Source organism: Serratia sp. CY31944, assembly GCF_052169175.1.
Taxonomy (GTDB): domain Bacteria; phylum Pseudomonadota; class Gammaproteobacteria; order Enterobacterales; family Enterobacteriaceae; genus Serratia; species Serratia sarumanii.
Genome location: NZ_JBJNLG010000012.1, coordinates 70,151 through 87,699, shown reverse-complemented (window position 1 = coordinate 87,699; position 17,549 = coordinate 70,151). Strand labels below are relative to the sequence as shown.

The window sequence follows — 17,549 nt, the reverse complement described above, 5'->3', positions numbered from 1 at the left end:
ACACCAAAAAAACCGTCAAAATGCGTGAAAACGCAGCGTTCTGCGCAAAACATCGGCATGGCGGCGCTGATGGGGCGGTCATACATAAAACAGGGATAACACATGGCAATCAAATTGCGCGTATTGACTCAAGCGGTGGCGCTGGGTCTGGCGATCGGCAGCGCGTCGTTCGCCGCTCAGGCGGAAATCACCCTGCTGAAGCAGGATCCGCAGGCCGGCGATCCGCTCAGCCGCCTGAACTTCACCGTTGGCGGCAGCATCCGTCCACAGTTCAACAACATGACGGGCGACGGCGACAAGGGCTCCTACAAGCGTAACGGCTTCGACGGCGGCACCCGCTTCCGTTTCGCGGCGGACTACTACCTGTTCGACGATATCAGCTGGATCAGCTACTACGAACTGGGCGTGAACATTCCGGCGCTGTTCGACTGGGATCACCACTATGCCGACGGCGCGAGAAACACCAGCCGCCGCATGTTGTACACCGGCCTGAAAAGTAACACCTGGGGCCAGATGACCTTCGGCCAGCAGAACAGCGTTTACTATGACGTGGTGGGCGCCAAGACCGATATCTGGGACTACGACATGCTGGCCCAGGCGCCGGGCAACGGCATCAACGGCGACTACGACGGCTCTTACCGTTCACGCAAGATGCTGAAGTACAAGAACCGCTTCGGCGATGCGGACGTTTATGCCTCGTACCTGTTCAGCGACAGCGACTACCTGCCGGGCAACGGCCTGCGCTATAAGCGCAAAGGCGGTGGCTCACTGGGCGTGGACTACCACATCACGCAGGATCTGACCTGGGGCACCGCCTGGAACTACACCCGCGCCGAAATGCGCAATCCGTCCACCAGCGGCAGCAAGAGCTACGATCAGCACATCGTCGGCACCGCCCTCAGCTGGAAACCGGACAACTGGACGCTGACTTTCGGCGGCGGTTACTACCACGACTTCCTGACCACCAAGAAAACCGACATCAACAATTACTTCGCCGGCGATGCCTGGGGTATCGAATACCTGGCCGGTTATACCGTGCCGGTGGGCCAGTACGCGGTGAAATCGGTGATGCCGTACTTTATGGGCGATCGCCTGGAATACATCAGCGGCCGCAACTACCAGCGCATCGACAACGGCCTCGGGGTTACCGTGCAGTTTGACTACGGCTTCCGCGTTGACGTAGAGCACGTGCTGACATCGAGCACCGACAACCTCGGCGATATGACCGTGGTGCGTCTACGCTACGATTTCTGATTGTTCCGCACGTAAAAAAGGCCGCGCAAGCGGCCTTTTTCGTTATTGAAGCAGCGTCAGAAGCCGCCGCGCGCCGAGCGCCCTACCGCTTCGCCCAGCTGCCATACCGCCATGGCGTAGTGGGTGCTGTGGTTATAGCGGGTGATGACGTAGAAGTTCGGCAGGCCGTACCAATACTGGTAGCCAGTGCCGACGTCCAGCCGCAGCAGGCTGGCTTCCTGATTGTCGCCGAGCGAACCCTGCGGGCTTAGGCCGGCTTCCGCCAGCGCAGCGACCGAGTAGCGGGTCTTGAAGCCGTTTTCCAACCCCGGCGCCTGGCCGTTGGCCTGAATCGCGACCGGCTCGCCTTTGGACCAACCGTGCGCCTTGAAGTAATTGGCCACGCTGCCGATGGCATCGACCGGATCCCACAGGTTGATATGACCATCGCCGTTGAAGTCGACCGCATAGCTCTTGAAGGAAGACGGCATGAACTGCCCATAGCCCATCGCGCCGGCGAAGGAGCCGCGCAGTTCGAGCGGATCGTCGCCCTCGGTACGCGACATCAGCAGGAAGGTTTCCAGCTCGCCGGCGAAGTAATCGGCGCGGCGCGGGTAGTTGAAGGCCAGCGTCGCCAGCGCATCGATAATGCGGGTTTTACCCATTACGCGGCCCCAGCGGGTCTCCACGCCGATAATCCCCACAATGATCTCCGGCGGCACGCCGTACACCTGCCAGGCCCGCTGCAGCGCATCCTGATATTGATTCCAGAACACCACGCCGTTTTGCACGTTATCCGGCGTGATGAACTTGTTGCGGTAGCGCAGCCAGGAACCGTTCGGGCCGGTAGGCCCCTGGGTAGACGGTTTCGGCGCCTGCCTGTCCATCAGCCGCAGCACCGAATCCAGGCGCCGAGCCTGCGCCAGCACGTCGTGCAGCTGCTGCCGATCAAAGCCGTGTTCCCGCACCATCTTATCGATAAAGCGTGCGGTATTCGGGTTATTGGCGAAATCTCCACCCAGCGGCGCGCCGCTGTGCGCCGGGCTCAGCAAAAAGCCGCCCTTTACCGGAGTGCCCTGCGGCGTAGCGGTGGTACTGGGTTTCGGCGTGCTGCTACAGGCAGCAAGCAAGGTAATCAGCGGTAAAAGCGCAACCAGGTGACGCATCGGATATCCATATAACCATGCAAGAGATAAGTGGGAGTTATGTTAATGCATTGTTCAACGCGAACAAACAGGATTATGCCGCCAATTACCGCGCCAGGTAGCCAAACGTGCCAAATTGTGACGTTTTGCACGGTGAGAGAACGCCCGGCGCGGCCGCGCGGAATCTCAACCGCGACTAAATGAGAAAAGTTATCACCTTGACGCCCCCTTTTACCCCGATAAAATGCCCGGTTGCTTGCCACCCGGCTATCGCCGCAATGATCACGACAATGGACTGTGATGGAATCTCTCGGACAACTCGCCAAAGACCTGTACCGTGGGCGCATCTCGCGCAAACCCTTTATTTTTTCGCTGGCGATCTTCGCCGTTGGCATCGTGCTGCTGTCGTTTCTGTCGACCTATCTGGACAAAAACCATTTTCGCGCCCATGCGCACGGCGATACCGAGGAATTCGTCTCGGTGCTGCTGTATCTGCTGTGCATTATGGTCTGGGCGCTGTTCTGTTTCGGCCTGGTGGCGTGGTTCATGGCCAAAACCGCGTTCCGGCTCAACGATATCGGCCTGCCCGGCTGGGCGCTGGCCGCAGCGTGCTATGTTTGCTCGGTGCTCAACAACTACTCCCCCGGCCCGGTGGCGCGCTGGCTGCCTCTTTTCAGCCTGGCCGTCATGATCTGCGCTCTGCTGTTGCCGCCGAGCGGGCTGCGCCGCAGGCCGGGCGGCGACGCTGACGATTAACGCAGCTGCACCACCTTGTTCGCGGCCGGTTCGGCCGCCGTCAGCCTGCCGCTGACCTGGCTGATGCCGCCGCCGCTGTTATGGGACACCACGGCGTTCGGCAAACGCCGCAGCTGCCGGGTCAGCTCGGGCGTGATATAGCCGATGTGGGTGTTCTGTTGCTGTTTCCGCCAGCGGTCGGCCGCCCTGCGACGGGAGAAATACTGGTTGTATTTGGCCCAGGCGATCAGCGTGACGGCATTGAACAACGCCACAATGATGTACAGCGAGATCACTTCCAGCAGCGACAGGGCGGAGCCCACCCCGTGCTGATCCATCACCGACATCAGGCCGCGGCTGAACAGATAAAGGAAGCCGCACCAGGCGAAAAGCGTCAGCAGGCTGTCTACCACGCGCGGCAACAGGCCGCGTTCGGAATAAATCAGGACGTCCGTCATTCTTTGATCCTCCCAATGCCCCGGTCGGGGCTGATCCAGCGCGCACGCCCGCGCCGAGCTTTCAACATCACTTTGGAAAACGCCACCAGCGTGGTCAGCAGGCTGAGCAGCCAATACACCAGCGGATACCAGATGATCCAGAACAGCGAGCGGCCGAAGCCCTTCTCATAACGCTTCTCCAGCAGCAGGCTGACGGTGAACTGCAGCAGGCACACCACGCCCAGCACCAGGCCGGTGAACGCCGGCGTCAGCAACGAGTGAATGCGGATGCCCTCCGGCAGCGGCACCGCCAGCCCGACCAGGAAAATCAGCACGCTGACCAGGTAAGTGAACGCCCACAACGTGGAGAGGCAATACTCGGCGAACAGCAGCCACATATGCCGGTGCTCCCAGGCCCACAGGTTGCGCAGATTCTTTAAAAACACCTCGGCGCCGCCCTGCGCCCAGCGCAGGCGCTGCTTCCACAGCCCGCGCAGGGTCTCCGGCATCAGGATCCAGCACAGCGCCCGCGGTTCGAAGAAGATAGCCCAGTGCTTGAGCTGCAGTTTCCAGCTGATGTCGATGTCTTCGGTGATCATGTCCTGGCTCCAGTAACCGACATCGGTAAGCGCTTGCTTACGAAACGCGGCCACCACGCCGGAGATGGTGAACAGGCGGCCATAAACGCGCTGCGTGCGCTTGATAAGGCCGATGATCGACGAAAACTCACCGACCTGGATGCGGCCGATCAGCGTGGAGCGCGTGCGGATGCGCGGGTTGCCGGTCACCGCGCCGACGTGCGGATTGGCCAACAGCGGCGCCACCAAATAGGCCGCCGCATCGCGATCCAGCAGCGCATCGCCGTCGATGCACACCAGATACTCGCTGCGCGCCGCCGCCGCGCCCGCCTGCAGCGCGATCGCTTTGCCCTGATTTTGCGCCAGATGGATCACCCGCAGCCGGTGGAACTCCAGCGTCAACTGATCCAGCACCTCGGCGGTGTCATCGCTGGAGCCGTCGTTGATGGCGATCACTTCGATATTTTCATAGCGCTGCGCCATCGCCGCCGAAATGGTTTCACGCGCGTTCAACCCTTCGTTGAAACAGGGGATCAGCACGCTGATCGACGGGTTGCCCGGCAGCGCCGGCGCGGGCATGTCCGGGCTCCAGCGCCAGTGGCGCTCGCGGTGCAGCCAGAAATAGATGCCGCCGGCGATCCAGATGCCGGACATGAACAGCGGCCAGAAGAACACAAAGTTGAGCAGCACTTCGCCGGTAAACAGCAGGACGATGCCGAAAGGCACGCTCAACACCAGACACAGGATGAATAAGGCAATTAAACGATCGGTCATGGCAGTGGGAACCAGGCTGAGGACAACACCGGGCGAACGGCATCCAGCTTAGGCCGATCGTTGAGGAAGTTGTCGGGGTAATAACCAAAGCTCTGAGCGCCATTGCGCTGCAGGCGACGCATCCATTCGGCCAGCAGTTGACCGTCATCCAGGCTGATCCGGCGCTCCTTGCGCCAGTCGACGGCCTGCAACTCAAACACCGTTTTATCGAGCGCGCCGGGGTAAGCGGCCACTTTGCCCACCAGTTGATCCAGCCAGCGGCCGCTGTCGGCGCGCGGCACGTTTTCCATCAGCGGCATCGCCATCGGCGCCACCCAGTCGTAGGCCTGCAGGAAATCCGCCAGATTCTGGCCGAACCAGGCTTCGCTGGCGGGATCGAGCACCGGCATCGCATAGATGTTGCGCGCGGTTTGCACCTGCGGGCCGCGGATCGCCCGCACCCGCTCGGTCAGCGACTGGGTAAATTCGATCAGCGCCCGGCTCTTGAAGCGCGTCCAGCGCGCCATCGCCTGCGGATCCTGGCGTATCGCCGCCACCGAATCGGCGAAGCCGGCCTGGCGGTAGGCCGCAGCGGCGTCGGGGCCGGCGTCTTCGAAGTCCGACAGCAGGGCATCGTCGTGGAACAGGATCCCTTTGAAGGTGGCGTGAGCCGCCAGATCCTCGTAGATCTCACCGATGCGCTGGCGCGCCACCGGGCTGAACGGCGACAGGCGGCGGTACTGCTTGTCGTCTACCGACAGCTGCCCGTTTTGCGGATCGAGGCACTGTACGCGCGGCACGTCAGATCCCAGCTCGAACGCCAACACCGGCATCCAGGCATACACGGCCACGCCGGTGCGCGAAGAGAGCTGCCAGGAGACCCGGTTGAACAGGTCGGCCTTCATCGGCAGCCAGCGGTTGGGGAAATAGAGCTCGCGCACGTTGCCGTCGCCTTTTGGATCGGCGAACGCCTGCAGGAAAACGGTATTGATGCGCAGGTCGTAGATGCGCTGGATCAGCTTGTCGAGGTTTTTGGCCTGCTGCTGCGGATCGGGATCGTAAAGGTAGTCGAGATCGACGTGCGCCACCCGCATGATCTGCCGGTTCTGTATCTGCGTCAGCTGCTGGGCGAAGCTCGTCAGCGACGGGTTGCCGGCCACCAGCATGCGCGGCACGTTCTCAGGCGCGTTGACGTCTGCCAGCCCGTTCTCCAGCGTCAGCGCCATGCGGTAACCGTGCTTGCGCGCGATGTCCAGCGCCACGCCGCCGGCCGCGCCGTACGGCCAGACCCAGACGCGCGGCGCCTTGCCGGTGGCGGCGGTGATGCGCTGGGTGATCAACGCCACGTCCTTCTCGATGCGTTGGCGATATTCCGCCTCGCTTTCGTAGCGGCCCTGTTTGGCGTCATACAACCGATTGGCAACCGCCGGTTCGGTATTGCCCTGCGGGTTGGCGATGCCGCCGTAATGCGAAGCGTAGGTGTGCGCGCCGATCTCCACCAAGCCGGAGTCCGACACTTCCCGCACCTGCTGCCAGGTGAGGAAGCGATCGCGCGGCGTCATCAGGCCGCCGAAATCGACCGGCTTGTCGGCCGGCGCATCCAGCCAGACGCCGACCGGCGCCAGCACCGCCGGCCAGTTGTAGGCCTTCAGCAGCGGGAAGACCCGGCTGTGGAAGCTGCGGTAGCCGTCGTCGAAGGTCAGCAGCACCGCCTTGTTCGGCAACGCCGGGCCGCCGTTTTGCGCCTGCAGGATCTGCTCGACCGACACCGGCTGGTAGCCGTTTTGCTTCAGCCAGGCGAACTGTTCATTGAGCGCGCTGGTGCGCACCGACATGTAGCGCTGGTCCGCCGCGCCGTCTTCCACGTCGTGATACGCCAGCACCGCGTAACGGTTGGCCGGCCACGGGCGTTCCATCGGCCCCACGGGCCGCTCCGCCGGCGGCGTGAAGCGCGGCACGTCCGCCTGGCTGCAGGCGGTGGTCAGCAACGCGGCCAACACGAAAAGCGAAGATCGAATAAGCATGATTATTCCTTTAAAAACGGTAATTCAGATCAAACGTCACGCCGATGTTCCGCTCGCGCTTGCCGTCGTAAGGATGCTTCTCAAACTGCAGCATCGCGCCGGCGTCCAACACCCCGTTCCAGCTGATGCGCTGGCCGTAACCCAGCTGGGTGATCGGCTTGCGCGCATAGTCCCGCTGCCAATAGCTGCCGGCGCCGGCCTGGAACTGCTGGCTCCACTCGGTCTGATAATGGCGATACAGGGTGTGATCGAGCGTTAACGACGGCAGCAGCGTGAAGTCGCGCTTCGGGTTGTAATACGGCACGTTCTCCTGGCTGTTGCGGCTGCCGGACAGCGTCAGGTTCATGTCCAGCCGATAACGGGCGCCGGCGAGCAGCCGTTGCCGCCCTTCCAGGCCGTATTCCAGCCGGTTGTTGCCGTCCGAGAAGTGCGAAGGCGCCACGCTGGCGCGCAGCTCGCGGCTTTCGTTCTGCTGCCAACGCAGCCACAGGTTGCCGCCGTTGGCGCTGATGCCGTTGATCAACGCGCGCAGCGGCGTCTCGGCCGACAGGCGCGCCACCGAACCGCCGAGGCGCCATTGATCATTCAGGTCATACCAGGATGAAAGGCGCAGGCCGAGCTCATTGCCGTGGCCGTAGTTGCGGTTGGCCACCTCGGCTTCCAGCCACAGATCGCGCGAGCGCCACTCGGCGCCGGCGCTGAGATCGCGGTTGATGCCCTTGCCCTCGTCGAACTGGCCGGTGTTGAATCCCCAGCCGGTGAACAGCCGCCAGTTGTCGTCGATCGGCGGTGAATAGAGCGCGGCGTGAATGCCGAAATCGTGGCTGCCGCTGACCGGCCCGTCGGAATCGATGCCCTGATTGCCGCTGATGCGCAGTTCAGACATGTGGTGAATGCGGCGCGAACGCTCGAGCTGCTGAGCGGCGACGCTTTCCGGCGCGCGTTGGATGACGTCGTCGGCCAGCAAATCCAGCTGCCGCCACTCCTGCAATTCCTGCGCGACATAGCCCTGCTGGATCTCCAACGGCAGGCTGCGCGGCTCCAGCCCTTCCACCTGCTTCAACTCGTCCTCGGCGCGGCGCGGCCAGCCGCGCGCCAAATAAACGCTGGCCAATGAGATGCGCAGCCCCTGATTGCCCGGCGCCGTGCGCGCCAGATGGGTCAACTGCCGTTCGGCCTCGGCCAGATCGCGTTGATAAACCCGTGACTGCGCCAGCAGCGATTGGCCGACCAGCCAGTCATCGTTGTAGGCCAGCGTCGGCAACTGGTACAAGCGGGTCGCGTAGGGATAGCGCTGGCTGACGCGCTGCGCCAGCAACGCCGCCCGATCGATGCGTTCGTCCTCCGCCTGCGCGTAAAACAGATCGGTTTCGTCTTCGGCGGTCACCGCCTGCGGCGCGGCGGCGTTCAAGCGGCTGAAAATGGCCTGCGCCTTATCCGGCTGCTGCAGGTAGAGGTAGGCGGACGCCGCCCAGCGCTGGGCATAATCCGGCACCGTGCGCCCTTCCGCCTGCAAGGTTTGATACTCGCTCACCACATCGGCCATGCGATAACGCACCAGCAGCGCGCCCAGGCGATCGATACGCGCCTGCTGGTAGCTGTCCTGCGCCTCCGGCAGCGGCCGCCACTGCGTCAGCAGTTGGTCATAGCGCGCCAGCGCACGGTCGGCGATGACGAAGCGTTCCTGTTCGCCACGAGCATCGATAAACGACAGCCGCACCAGTTCGGCGGCTTCATCCGCCTGCAGGCGCCGCTGCTGCGCGGGCGGCAATGCCAGTCCCTGGCTTGCACGCAGCGCCGGATCCGCGACCCGGTTCGCCGCCAGCAGCGTCACGTAATAAGCCTGAATGCCGGCGTCGGACGGCGCCAGCGCACGGGCGCGGGTCACGTTTTCCAACGCCGCCCAGCTGCGGCCGGCGGCCTGATCCACATAGGCGCGCGTCAGATACCACGTCGCCGGTTCCAGTAACTTCTCCGCTTTGGCCGCTTCCGTTTGCGCCTGCGCATCCCGCCCGGCATCCGCCAGCGTCATCACGTAGCCACGCTGCAGGCCGCCGTCGGCGGGAGCGAGCTGCAACGCCGCCCGCCACAGGCGCAGCGATGGTTGCCACTGCTTAAGATTGCGGTAGGCGCGGGCCGCCGTCGCCAGGCTGGCGCTATCCCGCTGCAGCGCGGCGCCGTCGGCACGCCAGAGTGCGACCACCTCTTCGTCATGGCCGGCCCAACCGGCCACCTGGATATAATCGGCTCGCTGCTGCAGGCTCAACCCCTCCCGAGCGCGCCGCTGCGATAAATACGCCAGCACCGGCGCGGTATCGCCCGATCTGGCCTGACGGATCAGCGCGTCATAGCGCTCATCCGCCAGCGCGGCGGCCGGCAGGGATAAACCGATAAACAGCAATGACGCCGCATATTTGGTGACGTGGCGTTCGGTAAAGCGTAATGAACGCGAGTTAACTTTAGGCACGAGGTATTCCTTTAATCCGTGAGCTGCTGTCCTGGCAGAGTGCAAATGCGAGCAGGCACCCGAAAAGTCGGCTAGAGCCGTCGGGTAATAAGCATGGAGTAATGAATATTTCTGTCTGGCGCAGACATAAAGAGAATCGAATGCGCCTTTGCCTAAAAAGAGTATTTTATAAAGCTGCCGGTGAATACCGCAGCCAGGTGATATCTGCCTGAAACTGGAATTTCACAATTGTTAATAAGTGAAATAATAAAAATTAAACCACCATAAATCAAATGCATGAACTTTTATCATGATCAATATTCTTATTTTCACCCTTCCGTGTGAAATTGTATAAAAACCGGCGTGATATTTGATTTTAATTCTCATTATCACCCATCAACAGGGATATTAATCCAAACACCTAATTAAATAATCTGTCTTCATGGAAGAAATAATAAGAATATTGCTCACAAAGAAATTAAATTTGCCTGCTAATAATTATTACTTTCAATTTAAATTCCCCCACGGCTGCGTTCATGCTGGCTATCTTCCGGGCATGCCGTCACAATAGCGCCTCATTCAGGCTTCAATCAGGGATTGCCATGTACAGCCACTACCCCGCCCATTACACCTTCGATCGCGACAGCGACGCCTGGCAGATCGGTTTTCACGACTTCCCCGAGTGGCAATCTGCCTGCTATAAACGCGAAGACATCGAGCTGGAAGCGCAGGAAAGCCTGCTGGCCGCCATCGCCGCCGCGATGGACGAAGGGCTGCCCCTGCCCGCCCCTTCCCCTGTGCAAACCGATGATCTGAGAGTACATCTGCCGGCGCTGGTGGCGCTGAAGATCGAGCTGCACAACGCCATGCTGCGCAAAAACACCGGCAAAGCGGCGCTGGCGCGCAAGCTGGGATTCAACGGCGGGCAAATGGAGCGGTTGCTGGATATCGGCTACGCCTCGAAGGTTGAGGCGTTGGAGCAGGCGCTGTATCTGCTGGGCTACGAAGTGCACGTGACAATAAGCGAAGTTTGCCAATAGGTTAGCGGCAGGTAAGCGAAATATTATCCAACGGGGCTAAATTTTCCCCGTTTTGCGCCGATATGATCGCTACCTAATCACTTGTCGCAACAACGAAGGCTAAAAATGGAGTGGAGTCGCCGTCATATTTGGGCCGTTATTCTGCTGTCTTGTCTCGTTTTTTGGGTCATTTTGGCGACCGGCATCAACGCCGTCGCCTGAGCGCCTGCCGCCGCATTGCAATACCTCGATTTTATAGCCCGCTGCGGCGGGCTACTTCCCGGCGCTTGCCCATAAAAAGCGTTATAAAACAGCCCTCACTGTGCAAAAAACAGCCAAAAATTGTGATCAAAAACACAGTATTGAAATCAGACCAGTATTGAGAGTACATTAGCGCCGATCCTGTCGCGGTTCGGATTTTACCTCACGGAGCATGAGGCGCGACAACCGGACAACCCGCGCTCGAGGACGTTGTTCTTTCGCTTGGAAGAATCCGCCCGACAAGCAGGTTGCCCATAAAATACTCAGCACAACAATCGGGATCATTGCTGGCGAGGACTCCAGACAGGAGTTGTTCAGTGAAATATTTTTTGATGGGCGTGTCATTCATGCTGGTTGCCTGGGTTGGCACCTTCATGTTGATGGTTGCCTGACAGCAGCCTGACCGGGAACACAGACAAAGGGACGCGCAAGCGTCCCTTTGGCGCTTCGGCTAGCGATCATTTGCCCGGCATCATGCGGCGCAGGGTGTCGTCCTTGCGCAGATAGTGATGATACAGCGCCGCCAGCGCATGCGCGCCAATGATAAAGTAGCCAACGTTTGCAAGCGTCTCATGCACCGTTTTGACCAGCCGGCGCATCACCGGATCCGGCGTCACCCACTGCGGCACCGGCCAGCCCAGCAAAGACCACGATTTACCGCCATAGGCCAGGGTTAACATACCCAGCAGCGGCAACATCAGGAAGACCACGTACAGCAGCCAATGGAAGATCTTGGCGCCCACTTCCTGCCACTCCTCCAGCGGCGGCGTGGTCGGCGGCGCAGCGCGGAAAGCGCGCACCGCCAACCGAATCAGCATCAGGGCAAAGACCGATACCCCGAAATTAAAGTGCAGATTTTTGACCACCGGCCCCCACGCCTCCGGCATCGAATCCTTCAGCAACATCGCCGAATAGGTGAGGATCACCAGCAGCAGCGTCAGCCAATGTAAAACGATTTGCGATCGCGCGTAGCGGTTGCTCATACACTCAGTCCAAAAAATAAAACTCAGCGTAGTCGAGCATAATGGGGAAATGATGAAGAAAACCTTGGGACGGAAAAATAAGGCCGGGCGAACGCCCGGCCTGACAGGATTATTTGGCGCTGCCCGCCTTGCCCGGCTTCAACAGCCCGTCCGCGCGGAACATCGCCTTGATGCCGCGCACCGCCTGGCGGATACGGTCCTGGTTCTCGATCAGCGCGAAGCGCACGTGGGTATCGCCGTAGTCGCCGAAGCCGATGCCCGGCGAGACGCAGACCTTGGCTTCCGCCAGCAGGCGCTTGGCGAACTCCAGCGAACCTAGGTGGGCATAAGGCTCGGGAATTTTCGCCCACACGTACATCGACGCCTTCGGATTTTCCACCATCCAGCCGGCCTCATGCAGCCCTTTCACCAGCACGTTGCGGCGCTGCCGATACTGCTCGGCGATATCGCGCACGCACTGCTGATCGCCTTCCAGCGCGGCGATGGCCGCCACCTGTAGCGGCGTAAAGGTACCGTAATCGTGATAGCTCTTGATGCGCGCCAGCGCGCTGACCAGCTCGGGGTTGCCGACCATGAACCCGATGCGCCAGCCGGCCATGTTGTAGCTTTTCGACAGGGTGAAAAACTCCACCGCAATGTCTTTCGCCCCCGGCACCTGCATGATCGACGGCGCTTGCCAGCCGTCATAGACGATATCGGCATAGGCCAGATCGTGGATCACCAGCACGTTGTACTGCTTGGCCAGCGCCACCACCCGCTCGAAGAAATCCAGCTCCACGCACTGCGCGGTCGGGTTGGACGGGAAGCCGAGGATCATCATTTTCGGGCGCGGAATGGTTTCCCGAATGGCGCGCTCCAGCTCACCGAAGAAATCCACGCCGTCCACCAGCGGCACAGAACGCACCTGGGCGCCGGCGATCACCGCGCCGTAAATGTGGATCGGGTAGCTGGGGTTCGGCACCAGCACGGTATCGCCGTGATCGAGGGTCGCCAGCATCAGGTGCGCCAGCCCCTCTTTCGAACCGATGGTGACGATGGCTTCGCTTTCCGGATCGATATCCACCTGATAACGGTCGGCATACCAGCGCGAAATGGCGCGGCGCAGGCGCGGAATGCCGCGCGAGGTGGAATAACCGTGGGTGTCGTCGCGCTGGGCGACGGCGCACAGTTTTTCCACGATGTGCGGCGGCGTCGGGCCGTCGGGGTTACCCATGCTGAAGTCGATAATATCCTCGCCGCGACGGCGCGCGGCCATCTTCAGTTCGGCGGTGATGTTGAATACGTAAGGGGGAAGACGTTCAATGCGCGTAAAACGGCGCTGTGGACTGTTATCAGCCATAGGGGATTCCTCGATAGACGTTAGCGCCCGGACCGTCCGAGCGACGCTGGCCAGCGAACTGACCGAATATCGAACATAGCGCAGCGCCGACGAGCTTGTCGATACCCGGCGCGATATTTTTATTTGCCGCCCTGAAACTCCGCCGCCAGCAGCCCGAACAGCCAGTCGTCGCACCACTGCCCCGCCAGACGGTAGTTGTCGCGCAGCGTGCCTTCCAGCTGAAAACCGCACGACTCCAGCAGGCCGCGCGAAGCGAGGTTGCCCGCGGTCACGGTGGCGGTCAGCTTGTGAAAACCGCAGGCGTTCACCGCAAAATCCAGCACCGCCCGCAGCGACTCCTTGCCATAGCCCTTGCCCTGGCCGGCAGGCAAACTCCCGTATCCCACTTCCGCCTGCCGATACGGCACCCACTGCGGGCGAAAGCCGGTAACGCCCACAGCCTCCCCGCTGTGCTTCTCACGCATCACCAGGCACAGCCACTGCTCACCGTGTTTGTCCCAGGCCGGCAGCCGCTCCTCGAACCGGGCGCGGATCTCCGCTTCGCTGCGCGGATCGGAGATGTAACGAATCACCTCGGGATCTTGGTACAGGCGCAAAAACAGCGGCCAATCCTCGGCGGTTATCGACTGTAAGTGCAGACGTTCAGTGACCAGCTTCATAAAATCTCCGAAAAACGAAAAAGAGGAACTTACGAATGAAAGATATCTCTTTATTTTCCTCGATTGGTTGCCGATAATCATTCACGTTAAAACCACAAAACCATAACGTCTTGCCCGATTCCCTACAACCGCTCGCCGCAGTCACTCACACGGCACGAGGAGAACACCATGGCCTCTTTAGTCATCGACGATATTCCGCAGACGATCGTTAACGTCAAGCGCCAGCTGCGCCAGGCATTGCCGAACTACCGCGATGTATTTCTGGCGCTGGAAGAGAACATCCGCGGCCAGGTCGAACAGATCCGGCGCGAGCTGGCCGCCGGCCACAATCCGGTGCCGCAGATCGACGCGGAAGATATCCTGCAGCAGCGCGTCAGCGAGCAGCAGATAGCGCTGATCAAACAGCGCGGCGCCTGCGCCATTCGCGGCGTGTTTCCCCGCGCCAAGGCCGAGGGCTGGAACCGGGAAATCGGCGACTACCTCGAGCGCAACAACTTCGTCGAGCGGTTGAAAAACGCCGCCGAAGACAACTATTTCGGCAAACTGGCCGCCAGCAAACCGCAGATCTACGGCATCTATTGGTCGAAACCGCAGGTCGAGGCGCGGCAGGATGCGCGCATGCATGCGGTGCAGGTGTTCCTCAACAGCCTATGGGCCACCGAGAGCAACGGCAAACAGCATTTCGATCCGACCCGCGTCGCCACCTATGCCGATCGCACCCGCCGCCGCCCGCCGAACTCCTCGTCGCTGGGCCTGTCGCCGCACGTCGACAGCGGCACCATCGAGCGCTGGCTGGACGAAAACTTCCGCTATGTGTATCGCCACGTTTTCTCCGGCGACTGGCAGCAGTACGATCCCTTCGCCGCCGACGGCCGCACCGAGGTGCGCGAGATAGCCTCGCCGGCGGTCTGTTCGATGTTCCGCACCTTCCAGGGCTGGACGGCGCTGACGCCGCAGCGCACCAATGCCGGCACGCTGAACCTGGTGCCGATCGCCAATGCCATGGCCTATGTGCTGCTGCGCGCGCTGCAGGACGACGTCGCCGACGACGATCTGTGCGATGCGGCGCCGGGCCGCGCGCTGTCGATCTCGGAAAAATGGCATCCCCTTTTATTAAGTGGGATTTCCCCTATTCCCGATCTGGAGCCGGGCGACACGGTATTTTGGCACTGCGACGTGATCCACGCGGTGGAGAACGAGCATAACGGCGAGTTCGACAGCAACGTGATGTACATCGCCGCCGCGCCGGGCTGCGAGAAAAACGACGCCTATCTGCAGCGCCAGCTGCCGAGCTTTATCAACGGCAGAACGCCGCCGGACTTCGCCCCCGACGACTTCGAGGTGGATTTCGACGGCCGCGCCACCGCCGACCTGCTGACGCCGCTGGGCAAAGCGCAGCTCGGCATGGGCTGATCCCCCGCCCGTGGCGCGCGCCACGGGCCCCTTTCGCTGTGGTATACTGCCGCCATCCGTAGGCCGCAGCGAGAACCCGTCGTGCACCCTTTTTTTGAAATGCTGTTGGCGGTGTTTGATCGCGCCGCGCTGATGTTGATCTGTCTGTTTTTCCTGACCCGCACCCGGCTGTTCCGCCAACTGCTGCAAAAAGAAGACCATACGCCGCTCGAGCTCGGCATCGTCACGGCGATCTTCTCGCTGTTCGCGCTGTTCAGCACCTACTCCGGCATCAACGTCGAAGGATCGCTGGTCAACGTGCGCGTCATCGCCATCATGGCCGGCGGCATCCTGTTCGGCCCCTGGGTGGGCATCGTCACCGGCATCGTCGCCGGGGTGCACCGCTATCTGATCGACATCGGCGGCATCACCTCGGTGCCTTGCCTTATCACCAGCATCATCGCCGGCATCAGCGCCGGCTACATCAACCTCAAGGTGAAAAAAGAGCAGCGCTGGCGCGCCGGCATCGTCGGCGGCATGCTGTGCGAATCCCTCACCATGCTGCTGATCGTGCTGTGGGCCAAGCCGACCGAGCTTGGGTTGGACATCGTGTCGCAGATTGCCCTGCCGATGATCCTCGGCACGGTGTGCATCGGCCTGATCGTGCTGCTGGTGCAGAGCGTCGAGGATGAAAAAGAGGTGATCGCCGCGCGCCAGGCCAAGCTGGCGCTGGATATCGCCCACAAGACGCTGCCCTATTTTCGCAACATCAACAGCGAATCGCTGGCCACCATCTGCGATATCATCCGCCAGGACATCCGCGCCGACGCGGTGGCGATCACCGATACCCATCAGGTGCTGGCCTACGTCGGCGTAGGGCGCGAAGCCTACCCGATCGGCCGCGAAGGGCTGAGCCGCGTCACCCGAGAAAGCATTCGCCACGGCAAAATCATCATCAAGAACAACCTGGAAAACCCGGCCGCGCCGCAGATCCATTCGCAGCTGGTGGTGCCGCTGTGGGAAAAAGGCGAAGTGACCGGCGCGCTGAAAATTTACTACTGCCACGCCCACCAGATCACCAACACGCTGAAGGTGATGGCGGTCGGGCTGTCGCAGATCATCTCCACGCAGATCGAGGTTTCCCGCATCGAGCATCTGCGCCAGATGGCGGACAAAGCCGAAATGCGCGCGCTGCAGAGCAAGATCAACCCGCACTTCCTGTTCAACGCGCTGAACGCCATCTCTTCCTCTATTCGCCTGAATCCGGACACCGCGCGCCAGCTGATCATCAATCTGTCGCGCTACCTGCGCTACAACCTGGAACTGAACGACGAACTGATCGATATCCGCAAGGAGCTGCATCAGATTCAGGACTATATCGCCATCGAACAGGCGCGCTTCGGCGCCAAGCTGACGGTGATTTACGACATCGACGACGACGTCTCGGTGCGCATTCCCAGCCTACTGATCCAGCCGCTGGTGGAAAACGCCATCGTGCACGGCATCCAGCCCTGCAAGGGTAAAGGGGTGGTGGTGATCGCGGTGAAAGATCAGGGCGATCGGGTGAAGATTTCGGTGAAGGATACCGGCCACGGCATCAATCAGGAAACCATCGACCGGGTGGCGCGCAACGAGATGCCGGGCCACAATATCGGCCTGCTCAACGTGCACCACCGCGTGTCGCTGCTGTATGGTGAAGGGCTGCATATCCGCCGCCTGGAGCCGGGCACCGAAATCGCGTTCTACATCAGCAAAAACGGCGGCAAGCTGCATCAGGAACCGAGCGCGCCGCCGGTCGGGGAGGCCTCATGAAAGCCATCATCGTGGAAGACGAATTCCTCGCGCAGGAAGAACTCAGCTACCTGATCAAGAAACACAGCAATATCGATATCGTCGCCAGCTTCGAGGACGGGCTCGACGTCCTGAAATACCTGCAAACCCACCAGGTCGACGCCATTTTCCTCGACATCAATATCCCGTCGCTGGACGGCGTGCTGCTGGCGCAAAACATCAGCAAGTTCGCGCATCGCCCGTCGATCGTGTTCATCACCGCCTATAAAGAGCACGCGGTGGAAGCGTTCGAGATCGAGGCGTTCGACTATATCCTCAAGCCCTATCACGAAGCGCGCATCGTCACCATGCTGCAAAAGCTGGAGGCGCTGCACCAGCGCCCCGCCGGTGGGGCGGAACCGGCCAGCGCGCCGAGCCGCGGCAGCCACAGCATCAACCTGATCAAAGACGAGCGGATCATCGTTACCGACATCAACGACATCTACTACGCCGCCGCCGATGAAAAGGTGACGCGGGTCTATACCCGCCGGGAAGAGTTCGTGATGCCGATGAACATCACCGAGTTTTACGGCCGGCTGCCGGAAGCGCATTTCTTCCGCTGCCATCGCTCTTACTGCGTTAACCTGGCGAAGATCCGCGAGATCGTGCCCTGGTTCAACAATACCTACATTCTGCGGCTGAGCGATCTTGAGTTTGAAGTGCCGGTCAGCCGCAGCAAGGTGAAAGAGTTTCGCCAGCTGATGCGCCTGTAAGC

General features: G+C 61.1%; 15 protein-coding genes. 7 read left to right on the top strand and 8 right to left on the bottom strand.

The features are described from left to right. Nucleotides 1-102 precede the first annotated feature (102 nt). Nucleotides 103-1,254 carry a porin gene (locus tag ACJ8IN_RS13990; protein WP_033635409.1) on the top strand — a complete coding sequence of 384 codons (1,152 nt, stop codon included), beginning with the start codon at nt 103-105 and terminating at the stop codon, nt 1,252-1,254. A 56-nt stretch (nt 1,255-1,310) separates the two neighbouring features. Here ACJ8IN_RS13990 and mltB read toward each other — a convergent pair whose 3' ends face one another. Continuing rightward, nucleotides 1,311-2,399: a lytic murein transglycosylase B gene (gene mltB, locus ACJ8IN_RS13985; RefSeq protein WP_033648101.1), complete on the bottom strand. Its 1,089-nt coding sequence runs from the start codon at nt 2,397-2,399 to the stop codon at nt 1,311-1,313. A gap of 279 nt (nt 2,400-2,678) precedes the next feature. On the opposite strand from mltB, the gene ACJ8IN_RS13980 reads away from it, so the two are divergent. Further along, nucleotides 2,679-3,134, top strand: a complete 456-nt coding sequence (locus ACJ8IN_RS13980; protein ID WP_060424388.1) for a DUF805 domain-containing protein — start codon at nt 2,679-2,681, stop codon at nt 3,132-3,134. Here the strand turns inward: ACJ8IN_RS13980 and pgaD are convergent. From pgaD to pgaA, 4 genes are read right to left on the bottom strand one after another with little or no spacing between them, the layout of a single operon-like run. Next, complete coding sequence (gene pgaD, locus ACJ8IN_RS13975; protein ID WP_060424390.1) at nt 3,131-3,571, bottom strand: poly-beta-1,6-N-acetyl-D-glucosamine biosynthesis protein PgaD; 441 nt, start codon at nt 3,569-3,571, stop codon at nt 3,131-3,133. The two genes, ACJ8IN_RS13980 and pgaD, sit on opposite strands and share 4 nt — an antisense overlap. Further along, nucleotides 3,568-4,902 (bottom strand): poly-beta-1,6-N-acetyl-D-glucosamine synthase, encoded by a 1,335-nt coding sequence (gene pgaC / locus ACJ8IN_RS13970; RefSeq protein ID WP_308325939.1) that lies wholly within the window; start codon nt 4,900-4,902, stop codon nt 3,568-3,570. The genes pgaD and pgaC overlap by 4 nt, the downstream gene beginning before the upstream one ends. Then, nucleotides 4,899-6,905, bottom strand: a complete 2,007-nt coding sequence (gene pgaB / locus ACJ8IN_RS13965; protein ID WP_308325940.1) for a poly-beta-1,6-N-acetyl-D-glucosamine N-deacetylase PgaB — start codon at nt 6,903-6,905, stop codon at nt 4,899-4,901. Before pgaB ends, pgaC begins: the two co-directional genes overlap by 4 nt. Nucleotides 6,906-6,915: 10 nt before the next feature. Continuing rightward, on the bottom strand, nt 6,916-9,372 hold the full coding sequence (pgaA, locus tag ACJ8IN_RS13960; RefSeq protein WP_308325941.1) for a poly-beta-1,6 N-acetyl-D-glucosamine export porin PgaA: 2,457 nt from the start codon (nt 9,370-9,372) through the stop codon (nt 6,916-6,918). A gap of 581 nt (nt 9,373-9,953) precedes the next feature. On the opposite strand from pgaA, the gene ACJ8IN_RS13955 reads away from it, so the two are divergent. Further along, entirely contained in the window at nt 9,954-10,391 is a 438-nt protein-coding gene (locus ACJ8IN_RS13955) for an antitoxin HicB (RefSeq protein WP_039564886.1), read from the top strand. A gap of 557 nt (nt 10,392-10,948) precedes the next feature. After that, on the top strand, nt 10,949-11,023 hold the full coding sequence (gene ypdK / locus ACJ8IN_RS13950; RefSeq protein WP_099782600.1) for a membrane protein YpdK: 75 nt from the start codon (nt 10,949-10,951) through the stop codon (nt 11,021-11,023). Between the two features lie 66 nt (nt 11,024-11,089). Here ypdK and ACJ8IN_RS13945 read toward each other — a convergent pair whose 3' ends face one another. The 3 genes from ACJ8IN_RS13945 to ACJ8IN_RS13935 all read right to left on the bottom strand — a co-directional run bounded on the left by ACJ8IN_RS13945 (nt 11,090) and on the right by ACJ8IN_RS13935 (nt 13,612). Beyond that, entirely contained in the window at nt 11,090-11,614 is a 525-nt protein-coding gene (locus ACJ8IN_RS13945; protein WP_060422013.1) for a cytochrome b, read from the bottom strand. 109 nt (nt 11,615-11,723) lie between these two features. Beyond that, nucleotides 11,724-12,953, bottom strand: coding sequence for an alanine transaminase (gene alaC, locus ACJ8IN_RS13940; protein ID WP_033648107.1), 1,230 nt, complete (start codon nt 12,951-12,953; stop codon nt 11,724-11,726). Nucleotides 12,954-13,072: 119 nt separating this feature from the next. Continuing rightward, entirely contained in the window at nt 13,073-13,612 is a 540-nt protein-coding gene (locus ACJ8IN_RS13935; RefSeq protein ID WP_033648108.1) for a GNAT family N-acetyltransferase, read from the bottom strand. Between the two features lie 168 nt (nt 13,613-13,780). Here ACJ8IN_RS13935 and ACJ8IN_RS13930 point away from each other — a divergent pair, with 168 nt between their 5' ends. The 3 genes from ACJ8IN_RS13930 to ACJ8IN_RS13920 all read left to right on the top strand — a co-directional run bounded on the left by ACJ8IN_RS13930 (nt 13,781) and on the right by ACJ8IN_RS13920 (nt 17,547). Beyond that, on the top strand, nt 13,781-15,025 hold the full coding sequence (locus tag ACJ8IN_RS13930; RefSeq protein WP_060427600.1) for a DUF1479 domain-containing protein: 1,245 nt from the start codon (nt 13,781-13,783) through the stop codon (nt 15,023-15,025). 99 nt (nt 15,026-15,124) lie between these two features. After that, nucleotides 15,125-16,816 (top strand): sensor histidine kinase, encoded by a 1,692-nt coding sequence (locus tag ACJ8IN_RS13925; protein WP_033635418.1) that lies wholly within the window; start codon nt 15,125-15,127, stop codon nt 16,814-16,816. Next, nucleotides 16,813-17,547: a LytR/AlgR family response regulator transcription factor gene (locus ACJ8IN_RS13920; RefSeq protein WP_033653705.1), complete on the top strand. Its 735-nt coding sequence runs from the start codon at nt 16,813-16,815 to the stop codon at nt 17,545-17,547. Before ACJ8IN_RS13925 ends, ACJ8IN_RS13920 begins: the two co-directional genes overlap by 4 nt. The last annotated feature ends 2 nt before the right edge of the window (nt 17,548-17,549 follow it).

Excerpts from the sequence above, each read along its gene's own strand:
- pgaB (WP_308325940.1), bottom strand. The coding sequence starts at position 6,905 with ATGCTTATTCGATCTTCGCTTTTCGTGTTGGCCGCGTTGCTGACCACC.
- ACJ8IN_RS13955 (WP_039564886.1), top strand. The coding sequence starts at position 9,954 with ATGTACAGCCACTACCCCGCCCATTACACCTTCGATCGCGACAGCGAC.
- pgaC (WP_308325939.1), bottom strand. The coding sequence starts at position 4,902 with ATGACCGATCGTTTAATTGCCTTATTCATCCTGTGTCTGGTGTTGAGC.
- pgaD (WP_060424390.1), bottom strand. The coding sequence starts at position 3,571 with ATGACGGACGTCCTGATTTATTCCGAACGCGGCCTGTTGCCGCGCGTG.
- ACJ8IN_RS13920 (WP_033653705.1), top strand. The coding sequence starts at position 16,813 with ATGAAAGCCATCATCGTGGAAGACGAATTCCTCGCGCAGGAAGAACTC.
- mltB (WP_033648101.1), bottom strand. The coding sequence starts at position 2,399 with ATGCGTCACCTGGTTGCGCTTTTACCGCTGATTACCTTGCTTGCTGCC.
- ACJ8IN_RS13930 (WP_060427600.1), top strand. The coding sequence starts at position 13,781 with ATGGCCTCTTTAGTCATCGACGATATTCCGCAGACGATCGTTAACGTC.
- alaC (WP_033648107.1), bottom strand. The coding sequence starts at position 12,953 with ATGGCTGATAACAGTCCACAGCGCCGTTTTACGCGCATTGAACGTCTT.
- ACJ8IN_RS13980 (WP_060424388.1), top strand. The coding sequence starts at position 2,679 with ATGGAATCTCTCGGACAACTCGCCAAAGACCTGTACCGTGGGCGCATC.
- ACJ8IN_RS13925 (WP_033635418.1), top strand. The coding sequence starts at position 15,125 with ATGCTGTTGGCGGTGTTTGATCGCGCCGCGCTGATGTTGATCTGTCTG.
- ACJ8IN_RS13935 (WP_033648108.1), bottom strand. The coding sequence starts at position 13,612 with ATGAAGCTGGTCACTGAACGTCTGCACTTACAGTCGATAACCGCCGAG.
- ACJ8IN_RS13945 (WP_060422013.1), bottom strand. The coding sequence starts at position 11,614 with ATGAGCAACCGCTACGCGCGATCGCAAATCGTTTTACATTGGCTGACG.
- ACJ8IN_RS13990 (WP_033635409.1), top strand. The coding sequence starts at position 103 with ATGGCAATCAAATTGCGCGTATTGACTCAAGCGGTGGCGCTGGGTCTG.